Consider the following 17,077-nt stretch of genomic DNA (forward strand, 5'->3'; position numbering starts at 1 on the left):
GCACGCAGCAGATCAACCAGGGCCAGATGGACCGCTGGAACATCGTCGTCACGCTGAACTATCTGCCTGCTGTGGTCGAGGCGCAGATCGTGCTCGCCAAGTCGGGCGAATATGACAAGCCCGACGGCAAGAAGGTCGTCGATCAGATGGTCCGCGTGGCCGACATGACTCGCAAGGGCTTCGTAAACGGCGACATCTCGACCGTCATGAGCCCGCGCACCGTCATCACCTGGGCGCAGAACGCGCTGATCTTCGGCGATGTCGGCTTCGCGTTCCGGTTGTCGTTCCTGAACAAATGCGACGAGGCGGAACGCTCGCTGGTGGCGGAATATTACCAGCGGGTGTTCGGGAAGGATCTGCCGGAGAGCGTGGTGGGGAAGGGTTGATGATAGGGGTGGACTAAGATAGTTAGTCCACCATGGAGGTGTGCATGGCTGAGGCTGATCCGCAGAAGACGTTTAATGTCCATGACGCGAAGACGAACCTTTCGAAGCTGATGGATCGCGCACATGCCGGCGAGGAAATCATTCTTGCGAAGGCAGGTGAGCCTTGGGCCAAGATCGTGCCGATCGAACCGTCCGCGCCTCGTCCGAAGCGGCAACCAGGTGGCTGGCCGGAACTGGCGAACATCCCCGACTCCGTGTGGTTCGATCCGCTGAGCGAGGACGAGCTCGAACTCTGGGAAGGCAAGCGGCTCGAGAAGTACGGGTTTTGATCCGGCTGCTTCTCGACACCCATGCTGCTCTGTTCTGGTGGAGCGGTTCTGCCAAGCTTGGCGTAGCGGCGCGGGATGCAATCGCCGATGCCGATGCAGCGATTTTCGTCAGTGCTGCGAGCGCCTGGGAGGTCGCCACCAAGTTTCGCATAGGCAAGCTGGACGATATCGGCGATCCGGTAGAGCATTACCCTCGGCTGATGGCGCACCACGGTTTCGAGACGCTGGGCATTACGATGGTGCATGGATTGCGGGCCGGCGCAATGCCCGGCACTCACCGCGATCCGTTTGACCGATTGATCGCCGCACAGGCACTGATCGAGGACTTGACGGTGATCACCCGCGACCGCGAAATCGCCAAATTCGGCTGCAAGGTTCTCTGGTAATGCCCACCGAAACCCCTCTCGACCGGTTCAAGGCCGTCCTCGCGGGCACGGCACGCGCGATCGCGGACGAGCCGGAGGTCGAACTCGCATTCACCGCCGACGCGCCGGTACAGTCGGGCAAGCATATCAAGGTGCCGATGCCCGCGCGCGCGCTGCCACCCGAACAGGTGGCGGAGGCGCGCGGGTTCGCCGATGGCTTCGCGCTCCGTTTGAAGCATCACGACACCGCGCTCCACACACGCGGTGCGCCGGGCGAGGCGGTGGCGCGCGCGGTGTTCGACGCGATCGAGGGCGCGCGGGTCGAGGCGCTGGGCGCGCGCGGCTATGCGGGGATCACCGACAACCTGGCGATGGCGCTCGACGTCAGACTGCGGTCCGATCCCATCACGCGTGCGCGCAGTCAGGCGGAGGTGCCGCTGTCGACCGCCCTTGGCCTGTTGGTCCGCGAGCGGCTTACGGGGAATGCGCCGCCTGCGGTTACCGCGCCGGGGCTGGCGCTGGTGCGCGACTGGATCGAGGAGAAGACCGACCTGTCGGCGCTTTCGCTGGCGCTCGACGATCAGCGCACGTTCCAATCGCTGGCGATGAAGCTGCTCGAGGACCTCGAACTCGTCGAGGGCCGGCAGATGCCCGAAGACAGCGACGATGGCGGCAGCGAGGACGAAGGCACCGAAGAGGAGTCTCGGCCCGACGAAGGCGAAGAGGGTGAGGAACAGGGTGGCGAGGGACAGGCCGAGGTCGAGGCGCGCGGCGAGCAGAGCGAGTCGGACAGCGAGGACGGCGACGGCCAGCAGATGTCCGACGACCAGTTCGACGACATGGACAGCGACCCGGGCGACGATGGCGAGGAAGGGATGCAGCCCGTCCGCCCGAACCGCCCGTCTGCGGACCCGTCGCCGCAATTCGACTACAAAGCCTGGACGACGCAATTCGACGAAGTCGTCGCCGCGACCGAACTGTGCGACGCCGACGAGCTGGCGCGGCTGCGCGGGTATCTCGACCAGCAGCTCGTCCATCTGCAATCCGCGGTGTCGAAGCTGGCGAACCGGTTGCAGCGGCGGTTGATGGCGCAGCAGTCGCGGTCGTGGGACTTCGATCAGGACGAGGGGATGCTCGACGCGGCCCGATTGGCGCGCGTGGTGGTCAATTCCACGCAGTCGCTCAGCTACAAGATCGAGCGCGAGACCGACTTCCGCGATACCGTCGTCACCTTGCTGATCGACAATTCGGGATCGATGCGCGGCCGCCCGATCTCTATCGCCGCGATCAGCGCGGATATCCTGGCGCGCACGCTGGAGCGTTGCGGCGTCAAGACCGAGATCCTCGGCTTCACCACACGCGCCTGGAAGGGCGGTCAGAGCCGCGAGACCTGGCTTGCCACGGGGCGTCCGCCGCAGCCGGGGCGGCTGAACGATGTGCGCCATATCGTCTACAAGAAAGCGGACGAACCGTGGCGGCGCGCGCGCAATTCGCTGGGCCTGATGATGCGCGAGGGGCTGCTGAAGGAGAATATCGACGGCGAGGCGCTGTTATGGGCGCATTCGCGGTTGCTCGCACGACCGGAGGATCGGCGGGTGCTGATGGTGATCTCCGACGGTGCGCCGGTCGACGATTCCACGCTGTCGGTGAATTCGGGAAGCTACCTGGAGCGGCATCTGCGCCAGGTGATCGGCTGGATCGAAACCAAGTCGCCGGTCGAACTGGTCGCTATCGGGATCGGTCATGACGTGACCAGATACTATGCGCGTGCGGTGACGATCATGGATGCGGAGCAGCTCGGCGGGACGATCATCGAGCAGTTGGCGGCGTTGTTCGATACGGTTTGAGGATATGATAGCACACACATTCTACGCCACCCCGGCGGAGGCCGGGGCCCAGTTGCAAAGTTGGTGGTGGAGCGTGTTGAGCTACCCCCGATCGGGCCGAAACTGGGCCCCGGCCTTCGCCGGGGTGGCGTAAGGGGTGCTTTAAAGTGGTGAGCGAAAAGCGGAGGTGGTGATGCGTGCACTTGCCCTGATCGGAACCGGGCTTTTTCTCGCGGCGGCGTCGCCGCCGCTGGCGATCACCGATCTCAAGCCGATCGCGCTCCACCCGGGCGTCAACCGCGTGCCGGGGTTCCTCGTCGGCGGCGGAACGGCGACGATCGTCGAAGCGTGGCGGGGCAACGGGAATGCGCATGGCTATCATGTCTGGATGGTGCTCGGCGGCCCTTCGGAGGGCAATCCGGTCGGGTTGGTCACAGCGGAGGGCGATACGATCGGCGACAACCCCTTTGACGGCGAGCGCGTATTGGGCGCGGTCCGCTTCGCGACCGGCCGCATCGACGGTAAACCGGCGACGCTGTTGATAAAAGCATCGCTGGACGAAGCGCCTAGCGGGGTGCTCGCGGATCATTCTACTGCAACCGTAACGTGGTATCGGCTCGATCACGCGACGGACGAAATGGATATGATCGGGCGTACGATCGACGAATTCATTTCGATCGGCACCGTTCATACAACCGGACGCTATTGCAACGCGGACTTGGCGATGCGCGACGTGGCGCATGTTCCCCTGCCGTCGGATTTCGATGGCTTCAACGGCACCGATGGGTGCTTTCCGATCCGAAAATGAGGATCGATCCACCCCGCGTAGGCTTCCACGGCCCGGTGAAGCGATCGATCACCATCGCAGGACATCAGACGTCCATCAGTCTCGAACCCGTCTTCTGGGCCTCATTGGAATTCGCAGCGCGGGCCCACGCGCTTCCGCTGTCTGCTCTTGTCGCCCAGATCGATGCGTTGCGGATCGCCGCGGCGGATCCACCGAACCTCGGTAGCGCGCTCCGGACATGGTTATTGACCCAAGGTAAGAATTACTCTCATTAGCGTTGACAGTGAGAACGATTCTCAATAGCGATTCGCCCCAAGCAATAAGGGGTGAGCAGCTTGAACCGTCGTACCGTCTCCGTGCCGCGCTCGTCGGCGTTCCTCGCACTCGGCTGTGTCGGCGCGTTCGCCACCGCCCCGGCGCTGGCGGCGGACGATACGAAACCGGCCGCCGTCGCTGCGGATACCGAGACCGATCCTTCGCAGACCGACATCCTCGTGAACGGCCATCGTGTCCGCACCGATGCGAAGGCGGTCGCGCCGGTGGTCAACACGCCGCGGTCGATCGTCACGCTGGACAAGACGGTGATCGCGCAGACCGGGTCGAACAGCCTTCAGGATGCGCTGCGCACCATCCCCGGCATAACCTTCGGCGCGGCGGAGGGTGGCAATCCGATCGGCGACCGGCCGTTCATCCGCGGCTTCGACAGCCAGGGCAGCATCTATGTCGATGGCGTGCGCGACCTTGCATCGCAGAGCCGCGAGGTGTTCGCGACCGAATCGGTGCAGATCGTACGCGGTTCGGACTCGACGCTCGGCGGCCGCGGATCCGCGGGCGGAACAATCAACATCCTGTCGAAGATGCCGGAGCTTCAGGATTTCGGCGCGGTCACCGGCAGCTTCGGCAACGCCAGCTACAAGCGCGTGACCGGCGATCTGAACCTGAAGGTCGCGGACGGTATCGCCCTCCGGATCGAAGGGCTGTGGCACGACCAGGACGTGGCGGGGCGCGACGACGTGTATCAGCGCCGCTGGGGCGTCGCGCCGTCGATCACCATCGGGCTCGGCACGCCGACGCGGCTGACCGCCAGCTATTATTATCTGGAAAGCCATGAGCTTCCCGACAGCGGGCTGCCCTATCGCTACGTCTGTTCGGCGACGGTCTGCAACGCGCCGACGACGGGCAATGTGCTGTCGCAGCCTGCGATCGGGACCTTCACGACGCTGAACGGACAGACCGGCACGATCGCGCGGTCGACCTTCTACGGGCTGACCGACCGAGACTTTCGCAATTCCGCGACCAACCAGGCGACGCTGCGGGTCGAGCACGACTTCGGCAACCTGACGCTGCGCAACACCGCACGGTTCAGCCATGACGAACAGGATTACATCTATACCCAACCCGACGACTCGCAGGGCGATGTCTATGGCTTCCCGCTGACCGGCCCCGCCGTGAACCCGGCCGATGGTGGCACGAAGCTGACCGGCGGCGGCCATGTCTGGCGGCGAGGCAATACTCGCTACGGCTATGACGAAAGCATCATCGACCAGACCGATCTGTACGGAACCTTCGCCACCGGCAAGATCAAGCACAGCATTTCGGTCGGGACCGAATTCTCCTTGGAGAAGGATCGCCGCGGTGCGTTCGTCGAACAGACCGGCGCGACGATCAGCCCGCGTTGCGACACCGTCACCGTCTCGCGTTACTATTGCGCAAGCCTGTTCAATCCGAACCCCAACGACCCGTGGGTGAATTACACGACCGACACATCCAGTGTTTCGACGCCGATCGTGAAGGGCCCGCCCAGCAGCGAGACGCAGAACGACGCGAACACGCAGAGTATCTACGGCTTCGATTCCATCACCCTCGTGCCCGCGGTGATCGTGAATGTCGGACTGCGCTACGACCGGTTCCAGTCGGTCCTAACCCCCGCGCTGACAACCGGACTCGCGCCGCTGCCCGCGAACGCCACCGCGATCAGGCTGTCGCGGACCGACCGGCTGTTCAACTATCAGCTCGGGCTCGTCCTGAAGCCCACGCGCGAGACAAGCGTCTATGCCAGCTATGCGACCGCCGCGACGCCGCCCAACAGCCTGCTCGGCGAAGGGCGCGAGGACAATGCGCTGCCGACCGCCACGACGACTGCCGCCGGCGCGCTGAACCAGCTGAAGGTGCAGAAGACCAGATCCTACGAGGTCGGCGCGAAGGCAAGCGTGTTCCACGAGAAGCTCGCGCTGGCCGTCGCGGTGTTTCAGACGGATACGGACAATGCGCGCGTCGCGATCGACGCCAATACCGTCGCCAATCTGGGCAAGACGCGGGTGCGTGGGGTGGAGTTGACCGCAAGCGGGACGATCCTGCCCGGCTGGACGATCTTCGGCGGCTATACCTATCTCGATCCGGTCGTCGTCGACGGCGGCAATGCCGCGCTGACCGCCCCCGCGGTCGGCACGCAGGCGGCGCAGACAGTGTATGTGACCTCGGTCAATACCGGCAAGCAGGTGCCCTCGACCGTGCGCAACAGCTTTACCGCGACGACCAACGTCACGTTGTACAAGCGCTTCCAGATCGGCGGCAGCGTGATCTACAACGACCGTCAATATGGCGGCTATGCCGATAACCGCACCGCGACGCAGACTGCGGCGGGCGTGGTGACGGTGACCCCCGCGACCGTGGTGCTGTACCGTGAAATCCCCGGCTATGTCCGCTTCGATGCGCGGGCGAGCTATGACGTGACGAAGAACGTGACGTTCAGCGTCAACGCGCAGAACCTCACCGACAAGGTGTATTTCAGCTCGGCCTATGCCAGCCATTATGCGACGATCGCGGCGGGGCGGACGGTGTTCGGGACGGTGGGTGTGAAGTTTTGAGGGAGGCTAAATCTCATTCTTCCCCGCTTCGCGGGGAGGGGGACCAGCGAAGCTCGCGGAGGGGGGTCTCCGCGGGCGATAGGCTCGCGGAGACCCCCCTCCACCATCCTTCGGATGGTCCCCAGCGGCAGGTCGATCATGCCCCGCATGATCGAGGATCGTCCGGGGGACGATCCCACCTGCCGCTCCTTGCAGGGGAGGATTGGGTCGTACTCCTCCGCATCGCCGCCGAAGAAGGTCATGCCGAGGCGCAGGCCCTCTACGCCCAGGTCCTTCTCGACGGCACCGCGACCCCCGCCGGCCCGCGCGCCGCGTTCGGCTGGTTCGTGAAGGCGGCGGCGCAGCATCACCTCATGGCGCTCAACATGGTCGGGCGCTGCTACGATCTCGGCTGGGGGACCGCGCCCGACAAGACCAGCGCCGCCGAATGCTATCGGATCGCGGCGGAGCGCGGGCTGGACGCGGCGATGTACAATTACGCGACGCTGCTCGCACTCGGCGAGGGCATTGCCGAGGACAAGGTCGCGGCGCTCGCCTGGCTGGAGCGCGCGGTCGCGGCGGGCGAGGGGGTGCAGCGGGCGAAGGCGCTGAACTGCATCGGCAGCTTCGCGGAGGACGGCTGGGCCGGCCCGGTCGATCTGGCCAAGGCCGCGACCTGCTATGCCGAGGCGGCGGAGGGCGGTGACTTCCGCGGTTGCTTCAACCACGCACGGATGCTGGGCGAAGCGGGCCGCGTCGAAGAAGCCCTGCCCTGGCTGCGCGCGGCGGGCGGGCAGGGGAACGCGCGCTTCGTCGCGCAGGTCGAGACGTGGCTGGCCGCGTCCGCGATTCCCGGTTTCGCGACCCGCGGCCAGGCGGCATTGCGCGAAGGCGCCGAACGATGCTGATCGCTGTCCCGGATGTCCTCGACGCAGCTGGGGTCGCGCGGGTTCGCTGCATCGTCGATGCGGGCGACTGGATCGACGGCAACGCCACGTCGGGTACCGGCTCCGCACTGGCCAAACGCAACGAGCAATTGCCCGAGGAGTCCGCCGCGGCGCGCGAAGCGGGCGGGATCGTGCTGGACGCGCTCGCCGCCTCGCCGCTGTTCGTGGCCGCCGCGCTGCCGCTGAAAGTCTTTCCGCCGTTGTTCAACCGTTATGCCGGCGGCCAGTCATTCGGCGCACATGTCGACACCGCGATCCGGATCCGCCGCGGCAGCGATTTCCGCATCCGGAGCGATCTCTCCGCGACGCTGTTTCTCGAGGATTCGCAAGCCTATGACGGCGGCGAACTGGTGATCGAGGACCGGTTCGGCCCGCAGACGGTGAAGCTGCCCGCTGGCCACCTCGCGCTCTATCCGGCGTCGAGCCTGCACCATGTCACCCCCGTTACCCGTGGCACACGCGTCGCATCCTTTTTCTGGGTGCAGTCGATGATCCGTGACGATGGCGCGCGGGCAATCCTGTTCGATCTGGACGGCGCGGTACAAAGCGTCTCCGCGCACCAGGGACAGGGCGACGACACGGTCGTTCGCCTCACCGGCATCTATCACAATCTGCTCCGCCGCTGGGCGGACGTCTGACGAGGCCGAAGCACGAGCCGATTTGGTCGACTAGGGGTGATGCTCCCCATGCCCTCCATGCTCGCCGCCCTGTGGATGCGGTGCGGCCGCCGGATGGGGCGCAGGGACGGGATGGGGCGGGGTCGCGGCATGCGGCGGCGGGGGCGCGTGTTGCACTTGTTGAACGGCATGCTGCGCCGCCGCCTGTTGCTGATGCGCGGCGGCCTGCTCCCGGCGCATCGCATGTTCCGCCTGCTGCTGATCGTCGCGCTGGGGCTGCGGCCGGGGCGGTTCCGGCTGACGCTGTGGGCTCAGGGGTGAACGGCCATTGACCGGCGTATCGCCGCCGCCGCGATGGACATGGACGACGGCGTCCTCCTGGCGCGCCTGTCGCGAAGCATTCTGTTGCGCGTGGACCGTCGTCATCTGCTGCTGATGCACCTGTTGCTGCGCCACGCGGGCGGCCTGCTGCTGTTGGCGCTGGGCCTGTTGTTGTGCGCGCTCGCCCTGCAATTGCCGGCGACCTGCCACTGCCTGCTGCTGTCGCGTGCGTTCCGCTTCGTGCTGCTGCTGTTCGGTGGCCCGCACTGCCTGTTGCTGCTGGACCCGCGCCGCCTCCGCTTGACGATGCGCCGCGTCCGCCGCCGTGCGCTGGCTGGCGACTTCGCCCGATACGCCCGGACCGCGCGCATCGACGAAGCGCGCAGCCTGGCCTTGCCCCGGCGCGACATAGGGTCCTGCGGGACCCTGCGATGCGAACGCCTGCCGCCCCGGATCGGCCTGGCCATTGAAGGCCTGCCGCCGGGACGCCGGCTGGGGCGGGGCGCGATCGGCGACGCGGTAACGCTGCTGGTCCTGCGCCCAGGGCGCCTGCTGCCACGCCGCGGGGATCGCGCGCGGTGGCGGTGCGCTGCGGAAGCCGCCGTCGTGCCAGGTCGCGAACCGCTGCGCATCCGCATCGCGCCGCGCCGCTTCCTGCGCCCAATGCTGCGCCTGCTGGTCGGCGATACGCGCGCGGTACGCCTGCCACCCCGCCTGCCGCGCCTCGCCCGCCGCCCAGCGATCGCGCGACGCGGCGATCGCGTTCTGCCGCGCCGCCCAGTTCGCCGCGTTCACCGCGCGCCGCTCGTTCCCGCGCGATGCCTCGAACAGCGCCCGACCGCGCTGGAGATAGCGGGACGCATAGCCCAGCCGCGCACCATAGGCGGCATAAGGCAAGATCGCGCCGCCGGATCCGTAGATAACCGCGAGCGATTCGTCGTCATAGCCATAGCCGTAATCGGGATCGCGGACGAAATAGGGCGTCGCCGCGCCGGGGCGGTAGTAATAATAGCGATATCCGCCCTCGACCGGTTCGACGAACGTGCGCGACTGGTCATAGCCCTGCCACGCCCAGGGCTCCGCGCCCTGATAGTCGAACCCGTAATCGGGCGGCGCATTGCCGAGCGCGTTGCTGAAGCCATAGGCGTCGTCGGCATAGGCATAGTCGTCGCCGGGACGCGCGACGCGCACCGTGCGGACCGGCCGCGCCGCGGGCAGCGCGGTGACCGGCGGCGCATAGGCTGCCGCCGTCGGCGCGCCGGTCGCCATCGGCAGCGTGGCGGGCAGGCTCGGCAACGGCGCGCTGCTGTTCGCCGCGGCGGTGTCGTTGGCATCGGCGCCGGGCTTGTTGCAGGCGGACGCGGCCAGCGCGGCGACGAGCGCCAGGAACACGAACGGACGGCTGGAACGGCGAACGGGCATCGGTCTCTTCCCTGTTGCACGGGACAATGCGGCGTCATGCCCCGCGGTTCCTGAACCGGCGCTGGGGGTGTCGTTCATCTCACTGAAGGCGAAGCGCAACCTCGTTCATGAAGCGCACATCGTCGCCGGCCGCCAGCCAGCTTGCCTCAGCGGCCAGTGCGCCGAGCAGGTCGGCGAGCGGATCGATCTCCGCCTTCGCGTAATTGCCGAGCACATGGCCCGTCACGCGGTCCTTGTGCCCCGGATGCCCGATGCCGATCCGCACGCGGCGGAAATCCGCGCCGAGATGCTGGTCGATCGAGCGAAGCCCGTTATGCCCCGCGGTGCCGCCGCCGGTCTTCACCCTCATCCTCATCGCCGCGAGATCGAGTTCGTCGTGGAAGACGGTCAGCGCGTTCAGGTCGAGCTTGTAGAAGCGAAGCGCCTCGGCGACGCTGCGACCGCTGTCGTTCATGAAGGTCGCGGGTTTCAGCAGCACGACCTTGTGCGCGTCGATCCGGCCTTCGCGCGTCCAGCCCTGGAACTGCTTTCGGATGGGGGCGAAGCCGTGGACCTCGGCGACCGCGTCCACCGCCATGAAGCCGACATTGTGCCGGTGCATCGCGTACGTGCCGCCCGGATTGCCGAGGCCTGCCCAGATCTGCATGGCCGTCCTCTCTGAGACGCTCCGTCACAACCGTAGTCGCCCTCACCCTTCGCCGCCTTCGGCGTCTCTCCCTCTCCCAGCGGGAGAGGGAAGGGGCCCGCCCGACGCAGTCGGGTGGGAAGGGTGAGGGCGACCGGGTGCGTGTTGCACCGGCGGGCGCAATCGGGCGATCAACCCTCGGTAGTATCGCCCTCCGCGGCGGCGTCGCCCTCGACCTCGGCAGCGGCTTCGGCCGACTGCGCTTCGGCAACCTCGGCCTCCAGGGCCTCGTCCTCGACAGTCGGTACCGTCGGCGGCACGATCGTGGCGATCGTGAAGTCGCGGTCCTCGACCGAGGGATGCACGCCCTCGGGCAGCGTCACGTCCGAGATGTGAATCGAATCGCCGATCGCGCGACCCTTCAGCGAAATCGTGATATCGCTGGGGATTTCCGCCGCATCGCAGACCAGCTCGATCTCGTGGCGAACGATGTTCAGGACACCGCCGCGTTTCAGATAATCCGACTCCTCCTCGTCCGCGAACACCACCGGCACCGATACGGTCACCGTCGCATGCTCGCTGATGCGAAGGAAATCGACATGGATCGGACGATCGCTGACCGGATGGAAGGCCACGTCCTTGGGCAGCGTGCGCTGGCCGGCGACCATCACGACGGTGGTCATGAAATGCCCGGTCGCGAGCGCCTTGTTCAGCGCCTTCTCCTCGAGGTGGATCGCGGTCGGTTCACGGTTCTGGCCGTAGATCACGGCGGGCACGCGGCCATCACGACGCAGCGCCCGGGAGGCTCCCTTGCCAACCCGGTCACGCGTCTCGGCTGCGAGCGTCATCTGGTCGCTCATCTGTCTTCTCCGAAACTCGTTGTTGCTTCCCGCCCACGCCTCCAGGGATGACCATGGACCGGAAGCGGGCGCGCATAGCAGGCGTAGCGGAAAATGCAATTGGATCGGTTCTGGACGGTGTTCGCCCAATCGCGTTGCCAGGCGCCATAGCTGCGGTCAGGTTCGTCCGGCCGACGATCCGTCGGTACTCAAGGACAAGAGAAAATGAAGCTGGGCGAAGTGTGCGTCCTGCTTCTGGCGTTGTTCGCTTTCGCGACCCTCATATTGAAGGTCGTGGAAGTGTCGCGTCACAAGTAGCGCATCGGGAGGAGGTCGGGCTGGCACCCGGCCTCCGAACGCCTGAACGATTGAACCCCCGCCACTGGCATGACGGGGGTTCGGTATCTCAGAGGCCGAAACCAATGAAGTTGGGCGTAATCAATATAATGAAGATCGTTGCCCGATCAACAACCCGCTCAATATTTTACCCGCGCCGCTTTCACCCCGTCCTTCGCCAGCTGCGCCAGCACCGAGTCCCCGCCTGCCAGATGCCCCGCACCGACCGCGATGAACACCGTGCCCGGCGTCCTCAGCCGGTTCTCGATCCACCCCGCCCAGTGCTTGTTGCGGTTCACCAGCAGCACCTGTTTCACCTCGGGCGAGTCCTTCAGGCTGTCGTTCATCTCGTCCGCCAGTGCCTCCGGCTTGCCCTTCGCCCAGTCGTCCACCATCGTCTCCATCGTCGCCGCCGCGGTCGGCAGTTCGTCCAGCGTGGAGACCAGGAACTGCACCTGCGCCCTGTCCGACAGCGACGCGAAATAGCCGAGCTGCTGCTGCGCGGTCTCCAGCCCGATCAACTGCTTGTGGCCGGCGTTGGCAGCCGCGGTGATGACCTGTTCCGGCCCGTTCGACGCGTCGTAGCCCAGCTTCGACAAGGGCGCGATCGACAGTTGCGTCGCTGCCAGCCAGGGCTTGAAGGTGTCGAGCCCGTTTGCCGGCAGCCCCAGATCGGTCACCGCCTTGGCATAGGCAACGCGCTTGTCCGCGGGCAGTTGCTGCGCCAGCGGCGGGGTGCCGGGCGCGGCGACGCCGGTCGCCATGACCAGCCCCTGCATCACCTGCTGGTCGGGCAGGATCAGTTCCAGCACGACCTCGCCCGACCGGTCGAACGCGGTCTTCACCGCCTGGTCGAACCAGGTCAGGCCCGGTCTCAGTACGTGGATCGTGCCGAACAGGTAGATCGTCGTGTCCTTGTCCTTCACCACCCACAAGGCCGGGTCTGCCTGGTGTGCGGCGGCGGGCGTGGGTGCCTTCTGCGCGCAGGCGGGGAGGGCGAGGGTCAGCAGCGTGGCGGTCAGCGCGGCGCGGAATGGCAGGATCATCGAAGGGGCGTCCGTGGGGAAAGGGAAGCGCCGTCCTACCGCGTTGCGCCGCGACACGCTACTTGCCTCCCCGCCCTTGCCTGTCCGGCCCGCATCCGCCAAAGCCCGCGCCTGTGACGACCCGGCCGCTCAGCTTCCAGCGCATGATCCTGACGCTCCACGATTACTGGAGCGATCGCGGCTGCCTGATCCTGCAACCCTATGACATGGAGATGGGCGCGGGGACGTTCCACACCGCGACGACGCTGCGCGCGCTTGGCCCGAAGCCGTGGAACGCCGCCTTCGTGCAACCGTGCCGCCGCCCCACAGATGGTCGCTACGGCGAGAACCCGAACCGGCTGCAGCATTATTACCAGTATCAGGTGATCCTGAAGCCTTCGCCCGCCGACCTGCAGGACCTGTATCTGGGATCGCTGACCGCGATCGGTATCGATCCGCTGCTCCACGACGTCCGCTTCGTCGAGGACGATTGGGAAAGCCCGACGCTGGGTGCCTGGGGGCTTGGCTGGGAAGTGTGGTGCGACGGCATGGAGGTGACGCAGTTCACCTATTTCCAGCAGATGGGCGGGTACGACATGAAGCCCGTCGCCGGCGAGCTGACCTATGGGCTGGAGCGGCTGGCGATGTACGTCCAGAATGTCGACAACGTGTACGACCTGGCGTTCAACGATGCCGGCGTGACGTACGGCGACGTGTTCCTGGAGAACGAGCAGGAGATGTCGAAATGGAATTTCGAGATCGCCGATACCGACGCGCTGTTCGACCTGTTCCGCAAGCATGTCGCCGAATGCGAGAATTCGCTCGCGGCGAAGCTGCCGATTCCCGCGTACGAGCAGGCGATCAAGGCGAGCCATGTGTTCAACCTGCTGCAGGCGCGCGGGGTGATCTCGGTCGCGGAACGCCAGGCGTATATGGGCCGCGTGCGCGACCTGGCGAAGGGCGCTTGCGGGGCGTGGATGGACAAGCACGGGTGGGCGGCGTGAGCCCCACTGAAAATCCTCCCCGGGACGGGGAGGGGGACCACGGGAAGCGTGGTGGAGAGGGTTCGCCAACACTCCGTCGGCCCGACGTCTATGACGCCCGGCGCGCCCGACGGGAAATGAGCTTGCCGGAGGTGCTGCCGTGGCAGCGTCTGAAGGGTGCTCCCGAAGGGTTGCGCTTTCGCAAGCAGCCCCGATCGGCGTGTATCGCGCCGATTTCTACTGCGCCGCTGCCAGGCTGGTCATCGAAGTGGACGGAATGGCGCACGACATGGGGGATCGGCCAGCGAAAGACGTTGCGCGAACGGCGGCGCTGGAAGCTCGGGGGGTATCAGGTGGTACGGGTGCCTGCGGCGGACGTGCTCAAGAACGCAGACGAAGCGGCCGCCGCGATCGTCGGATATGCCGCCCGCCCCCTCCACCATCCTTCGGATGGTCCCCCTCCCCGCGAGCGGGGAGGGTTTAACGTATGACCGACTTCCTGCTCGAACTCCGCTCGGAGGAAATTCCCGCGCGGATGCAGGCGAAGGGGCGGGAGGATCTCGCCAAGCTGTTTGCCAGCGAACTTGGCAAGGCGGAAATCGTGGTGGGGAACGTCACCACTTACGCCACCCCGCGCCGCCTCGCGCTGATCGCGCGCGGCTTGCCCGACCAAACGCAGGCGGTGTCGGAGGAGACCAAAGGCCCGAAGACCAGCGCACCGCCTCAGGCGCTGCAGGGCTTCCTCCGCAAGGCCGGCCTCACGCGCGAACAACTGGTCGAACGCGACGGCGTCCTGTTCGCGGTCACCGAGAAGCCCGGCCGCGCCACCGCGGACGTGCTGGCCGAGGCGATCCCCGCGATCGTCCGCGCCTTCCCCTGGCCCAAGTCGATGCGCTGGGGCGATGCGTCGCTGTCGACCGAGAGCCTGCGCTGGGTCCGTCCGCTGCACGGCATCGTCGCGCTGTTCGGCGAGGATGTCGTCCCTTGCCAGATCGCCGGGATCGAGAGCGGCGCGGCGACGCTCGGCCACCGGTTCCACCATCCGGGCCAGATCACGATCGGCTCCGCGGGTGATTACGTCGAGAAGTTGCGCATGGTCCACGTCCTCGTCGACCAGGACGAGCGCGCGCAGATCGTCCGCGACGGTGCGCGCCGTGCCGCGATGCAGGCCGGGCTGGAACTGGTCGAGGACGAGGGGCTGGTCGCGGAGAATGCCGGGCTGACCGAATGGCCGGTCCCGCTGCTGGGCCGGTTCGACCCCGCGTTCCTGGACGTGCCGCCCGAGGTCATCCAGCTGACGGCGCGGGTCAACCAGAAATATTTCGTGTGCCGCTCGGCCGATGGGAAACTGGCAAACGCCTTCGTCTGCACCGCGAACATCGCCGCGACCGATGGCGGGGCGAAGATCGTCGAGGGCAATCGCAAGGTGCTGGCTGCGCGGCTGGCGGATGCGCGGTTCTTCTACGAGACCGACCTGAAGGTGCCGCTGGCGGAGCAGGCGAAGAAGCTCGACCGGATCGTGTTCCACGAGAAGCTGGGCACGGTGGCGGACAAGGTCGACCGCGTCGCGAAGCTCGCGCGGTGGCTGGTGGAGGAGGGGATCGTCCCTCTCCCTGCGGGAGAGGGAGGGAGCCGCGATAGCGGCGGAAGGGTGAGGGTAAGCGAGGTTGCGCACTCGCCCTCACCCCTCGGCGCTGACGCGCCTCACCCCTCTCCCGATGGGAGAGGGGTATATGCCGCCCTCGCCGACCGCGCCGCGCGCCTCGCGAAGGCGGACCTCGTCACCGGCATGGTCGGCGAATTCCCCGAACTCCAAGGCCTGATGGGCGGTTATTACGCCGCGGTGCAGGGCGAGGACCCGCGCGTCGCCGCGGCGGTGCGCGATCATTACAAGCCGGTCGGGCAGGGGGACGACGTGCCCACCGATCCGGTGACGGTGGCGGTATCGCTGGCGGATAAGCTGGATACGGTTGTTTCAATGTTCATCGGAGTAGCCGCACCCACCGGTTCAAAAGACCCTTTCGCATTAAGGCGGGCTGCAATCGGTGTAATCTCAACTATTGTAGACAATGACCTTCGCCTCTCATTGAAGCGTGCTCTGCAGCAGACCGCTGATACGTTTGTTACAACAGCCCTGACTGCCATGATCACTCGCGACTCAAGTGTGCTTAAGCAAATCGAATCTTCTCAGAGACTGTATCCTGATCGGGATTTGTCGCAGGCGCTAGAATCGAGGAACAGACAAATCGGAGCGTTGGCGCGAGCGCTTGGCCTTAACACAACGAAGCTGAATGAGGCCACCCGCGCAATCGGGGAAACTGCTTCCAAAATTGGCCTAAATAATCTTATTGAGGTAACCGATTTCTTCGCCGATCGCCTCAAAGTCCAGCAACGCGACGCCGGTGTCCGGCACGACCTGATCGACGCGGTGTTCGCGCTCGGCGGGGAGGACGATTTCGTCCGCCTTCTCGCGCGGGTGCGGGCGTTGCAGGGGTTCGTCGGGACGGCGGATGGGGCAAACCTTCTCGCGGGGTACAAGCGGGCGGCGAATATTCTGAAGAAGGAGGGGGTTGCGCCTTCTTCCCCTCTCCCCGTGGGAGAGGGGCAAGGCGCGCAAGCGCCGCGGGGTGAGGGCGGGGGCGATACGTCGGATCGCCCTCACCCTTCCGACGCTTCGCGTCTCCCTCCCTCTCCCGAAGGGAGAGGGAAAGCGCTGTCCTACACGCCCGAAATCGCCGAAGCCGCGCTTGTCGCCGCGCTCGATGCGGCGGAGCCTGCCGCTGCTACCGCGGTGGCGCACGAGGATTTCGAGGGGGCGATGATGGCTCTGGCGAGTTTGCGGGCACCCATCGATGCGTTCTTCGAAACCGTCATCGTCAACGATCCCGATCCGGCGAAGCGCGATCACCGGCTGGCGCTGCTTGCACGGGTTCGTGCTGCGGTGCACAATGTCGCCGATTTTTCCCGTATTGAGGGATGATTCCGGTTTGGACGTAGTGTCCACTTCGTCCACTTCCGCGCGTTCGCACCTGCAATAAGAAACCATCGAGAGGCCCAGCATGACGCAGTATGTTTACCGGTTCGGCGGCGGGGTTTCGGACGGGGGCAAGGGCGACAAGAACCTGCTGGGCGGCAAGGGCGCGAACCTGGCGGAGATGGCGTCGATCGGCCTGCCGGTGCCGCCGGGCTTCACCATCTCGACGCCGATGTGCACGACCTATTACGACGAGGGTGAGCAGTTCCCGCAGTCCTTACGCGACGAGGTGGCGAACGGGATCGCGCATATCGAGGGGATCACCGGCAAGCGCTTCGGCGACGCATCCGATCCGCTGTTGGTCTCCGTCCGCTCGGGCGCGCGGGTGTCGATGCCGGGGATGATGGACACCGTCCTCAACCTCGGGCTGAACGACGCGACGGTCGAGG

16 protein-coding genes and 1 pseudogene are annotated in these 17,077 nt (G+C 66.2%); 13 read left to right on the plus strand and 4 right to left on the minus strand.

The window, feature by feature from the left end; translation table 11 throughout:
* The 9 genes and pseudogenes from ACFE7D_RS10620 to ACFE7D_RS10660 form a co-directional block, all read left to right on the plus strand.
* Positions 1-386: pseudogene (locus tag ACFE7D_RS10620) on the plus strand (cobaltochelatase subunit CobS); the annotation flags it as partial.
* Between the two features lie 32 nt (positions 387-418).
* Positions 419-715, plus strand: coding sequence for a type II toxin-antitoxin system Phd/YefM family antitoxin (locus ACFE7D_RS10625; protein WP_375395388.1), 297 nt, complete (start codon positions 419-421; stop codon positions 713-715).
* The gene (locus ACFE7D_RS10630; protein WP_375395389.1) at positions 712-1,101 is read left to right on the plus strand and encodes a type II toxin-antitoxin system VapC family toxin; all 390 of its coding nucleotides are present in this window, start codon (positions 712-714) and stop codon (positions 1,099-1,101) included. The genes ACFE7D_RS10625 and ACFE7D_RS10630 overlap by 4 nt, the downstream gene beginning before the upstream one ends.
* The gene (gene cobT / locus ACFE7D_RS10635; RefSeq protein ID WP_375395390.1) at positions 1,101-2,927 is read left to right on the plus strand and encodes a cobaltochelatase subunit CobT; all 1,827 of its coding nucleotides are present in this window, start codon (positions 1,101-1,103) and stop codon (positions 2,925-2,927) included. Before ACFE7D_RS10630 ends, cobT begins: the two co-directional genes overlap by 1 nt.
* Positions 2,928-3,099: 172 nt before the next feature.
* Positions 3,100-3,714: a hypothetical protein gene (locus ACFE7D_RS10640; RefSeq protein ID WP_375395391.1), complete on the plus strand. Its 615-nt coding sequence runs from the start codon at positions 3,100-3,102 to the stop codon at positions 3,712-3,714.
* The gene (locus ACFE7D_RS10645) at positions 3,711-3,968 is read left to right on the plus strand and encodes a ribbon-helix-helix domain-containing protein (protein ID WP_375395392.1); all 258 of its coding nucleotides are present in this window, start codon (positions 3,711-3,713) and stop codon (positions 3,966-3,968) included. The genes ACFE7D_RS10640 and ACFE7D_RS10645 overlap by 4 nt, the downstream gene beginning before the upstream one ends.
* Before the next feature lie 51 nt (positions 3,969-4,019).
* Positions 4,020-6,560 carry a TonB-dependent receptor gene (locus ACFE7D_RS10650; RefSeq protein ID WP_375395393.1) on the plus strand — a complete coding sequence of 847 codons (2,541 nt, stop codon included), beginning with the start codon at positions 4,020-4,022 and terminating at the stop codon, positions 6,558-6,560.
* Entirely contained in the window at positions 6,557-7,447 is an 891-nt protein-coding gene (locus ACFE7D_RS10655) for a tetratricopeptide repeat protein (RefSeq protein WP_375395394.1), read from the plus strand. Before ACFE7D_RS10650 ends, ACFE7D_RS10655 begins: the two co-directional genes overlap by 4 nt.
* On the plus strand, positions 7,441-8,124 hold the full coding sequence (locus ACFE7D_RS10660; protein WP_375395395.1) for a Fe2+-dependent dioxygenase: 684 nt from the start codon (positions 7,441-7,443) through the stop codon (positions 8,122-8,124). Before ACFE7D_RS10655 ends, ACFE7D_RS10660 begins: the two co-directional genes overlap by 7 nt.
* 30 nt (positions 8,125-8,154) lie before the next feature.
* Here the strand turns inward: ACFE7D_RS10660 and ACFE7D_RS10665 are convergent, their stop codons facing one another.
* From ACFE7D_RS10665 to ACFE7D_RS10680, 4 genes are all read right to left on the minus strand, one after another.
* Positions 8,155-9,846, minus strand: coding sequence for a hypothetical protein (locus ACFE7D_RS10665; protein WP_375395396.1), 1,692 nt, complete (start codon positions 9,844-9,846; stop codon positions 8,155-8,157).
* Positions 9,847-9,925: 79 nt separating this feature from the next.
* Positions 9,926-10,492 carry an aminoacyl-tRNA hydrolase gene (pth, locus tag ACFE7D_RS10670; RefSeq protein ID WP_375395397.1) on the minus strand — a complete coding sequence of 189 codons (567 nt, stop codon included), beginning with the start codon at positions 10,490-10,492 and terminating at the stop codon, positions 9,926-9,928.
* Positions 10,493-10,662: 170 nt separating this feature from the next.
* The gene (locus ACFE7D_RS10675) at positions 10,663-11,331 is read right to left on the minus strand and encodes a 50S ribosomal protein L25/general stress protein Ctc (RefSeq protein ID WP_375395398.1); all 669 of its coding nucleotides are present in this window, start codon (positions 11,329-11,331) and stop codon (positions 10,663-10,665) included.
* Between the two features lie 455 nt (positions 11,332-11,786).
* Entirely contained in the window at positions 11,787-12,692 is a 906-nt protein-coding gene (locus tag ACFE7D_RS10680; protein WP_375395399.1) for a TraB/GumN family protein, read from the minus strand.
* 143 nt (positions 12,693-12,835) lie between these two features.
* Between ACFE7D_RS10680 and ACFE7D_RS10685 the strand changes: the two genes are divergently transcribed.
* From ACFE7D_RS10685 to ACFE7D_RS10700, 4 genes are all read left to right on the plus strand, one after another.
* The gene (locus ACFE7D_RS10685; protein WP_375395403.1) at positions 12,836-13,675 is read left to right on the plus strand and encodes a glycine--tRNA ligase subunit alpha; all 840 of its coding nucleotides are present in this window, start codon (positions 12,836-12,838) and stop codon (positions 13,673-13,675) included.
* A 199-nt stretch (positions 13,676-13,874) separates the two neighbouring features.
* Complete coding sequence (locus tag ACFE7D_RS10690) at positions 13,875-14,138, plus strand: endonuclease domain-containing protein (protein WP_375395400.1); 264 nt, start codon at positions 13,875-13,877, stop codon at positions 14,136-14,138.
* Between the two features lie 3 nt (positions 14,139-14,141).
* Positions 14,142-16,634 carry a glycine--tRNA ligase subunit beta gene (glyS, locus tag ACFE7D_RS10695; protein ID WP_375395401.1) on the plus strand — a complete coding sequence of 831 codons (2,493 nt, stop codon included), beginning with the start codon at positions 14,142-14,144 and terminating at the stop codon, positions 16,632-16,634.
* 79 nt (positions 16,635-16,713) lie between these two features.
* Positions 16,714-17,077 (plus strand): PEP/pyruvate-binding domain-containing protein (locus tag ACFE7D_RS10700; RefSeq protein WP_375395402.1); only part of this gene is annotated, 364 nt, incomplete at its 3' end.

This window comes from uncultured Sphingomonas sp., assembly GCF_964244235.1.
In the GTDB taxonomy this organism is placed as follows: Bacteria; Pseudomonadota; Alphaproteobacteria; order Sphingomonadales; family Sphingomonadaceae; genus Sphingomonas.

What these genes read in the sequence shown, in the direction of transcription:
- ACFE7D_RS10645 (WP_375395392.1), top strand. Translation starts at nt 3,711, where the DNA reads ATGAGGATCGATCCACCCCGCGTAGGCTTCCACGGCCCGGTGAAGCGA.
- pth (WP_375395397.1), bottom strand. Translation starts at nt 10,492, where the DNA reads ATGCAGATCTGGGCAGGCCTCGGCAATCCGGGCGGCACGTACGCGATG.
- ACFE7D_RS10625 (WP_375395388.1), top strand. Translation starts at nt 419, where the DNA reads ATGGAGGTGTGCATGGCTGAGGCTGATCCGCAGAAGACGTTTAATGTC.
- ACFE7D_RS10665 (WP_375395396.1), bottom strand. Translation starts at nt 9,846, where the DNA reads ATGCCCGTTCGCCGTTCCAGCCGTCCGTTCGTGTTCCTGGCGCTCGTC.
- cobT (WP_375395390.1), top strand. Translation starts at nt 1,101, where the DNA reads ATGCCCACCGAAACCCCTCTCGACCGGTTCAAGGCCGTCCTCGCGGGC.
- ACFE7D_RS10685 (WP_375395403.1), top strand. Translation starts at nt 12,836, where the DNA reads ATGATCCTGACGCTCCACGATTACTGGAGCGATCGCGGCTGCCTGATC.
- glyS (WP_375395401.1), top strand. Translation starts at nt 14,142, where the DNA reads ATGACCGACTTCCTGCTCGAACTCCGCTCGGAGGAAATTCCCGCGCGG.
- ACFE7D_RS10680 (WP_375395399.1), bottom strand. Translation starts at nt 12,692, where the DNA reads ATGATCCTGCCATTCCGCGCCGCGCTGACCGCCACGCTGCTGACCCTC.
- ACFE7D_RS10675 (WP_375395398.1), bottom strand. Translation starts at nt 11,331, where the DNA reads ATGAGCGACCAGATGACGCTCGCAGCCGAGACGCGTGACCGGGTTGGC.
- ACFE7D_RS10640 (WP_375395391.1), top strand. Translation starts at nt 3,100, where the DNA reads ATGCGTGCACTTGCCCTGATCGGAACCGGGCTTTTTCTCGCGGCGGCG.
- ACFE7D_RS10660 (WP_375395395.1), top strand. Translation starts at nt 7,441, where the DNA reads ATGCTGATCGCTGTCCCGGATGTCCTCGACGCAGCTGGGGTCGCGCGG.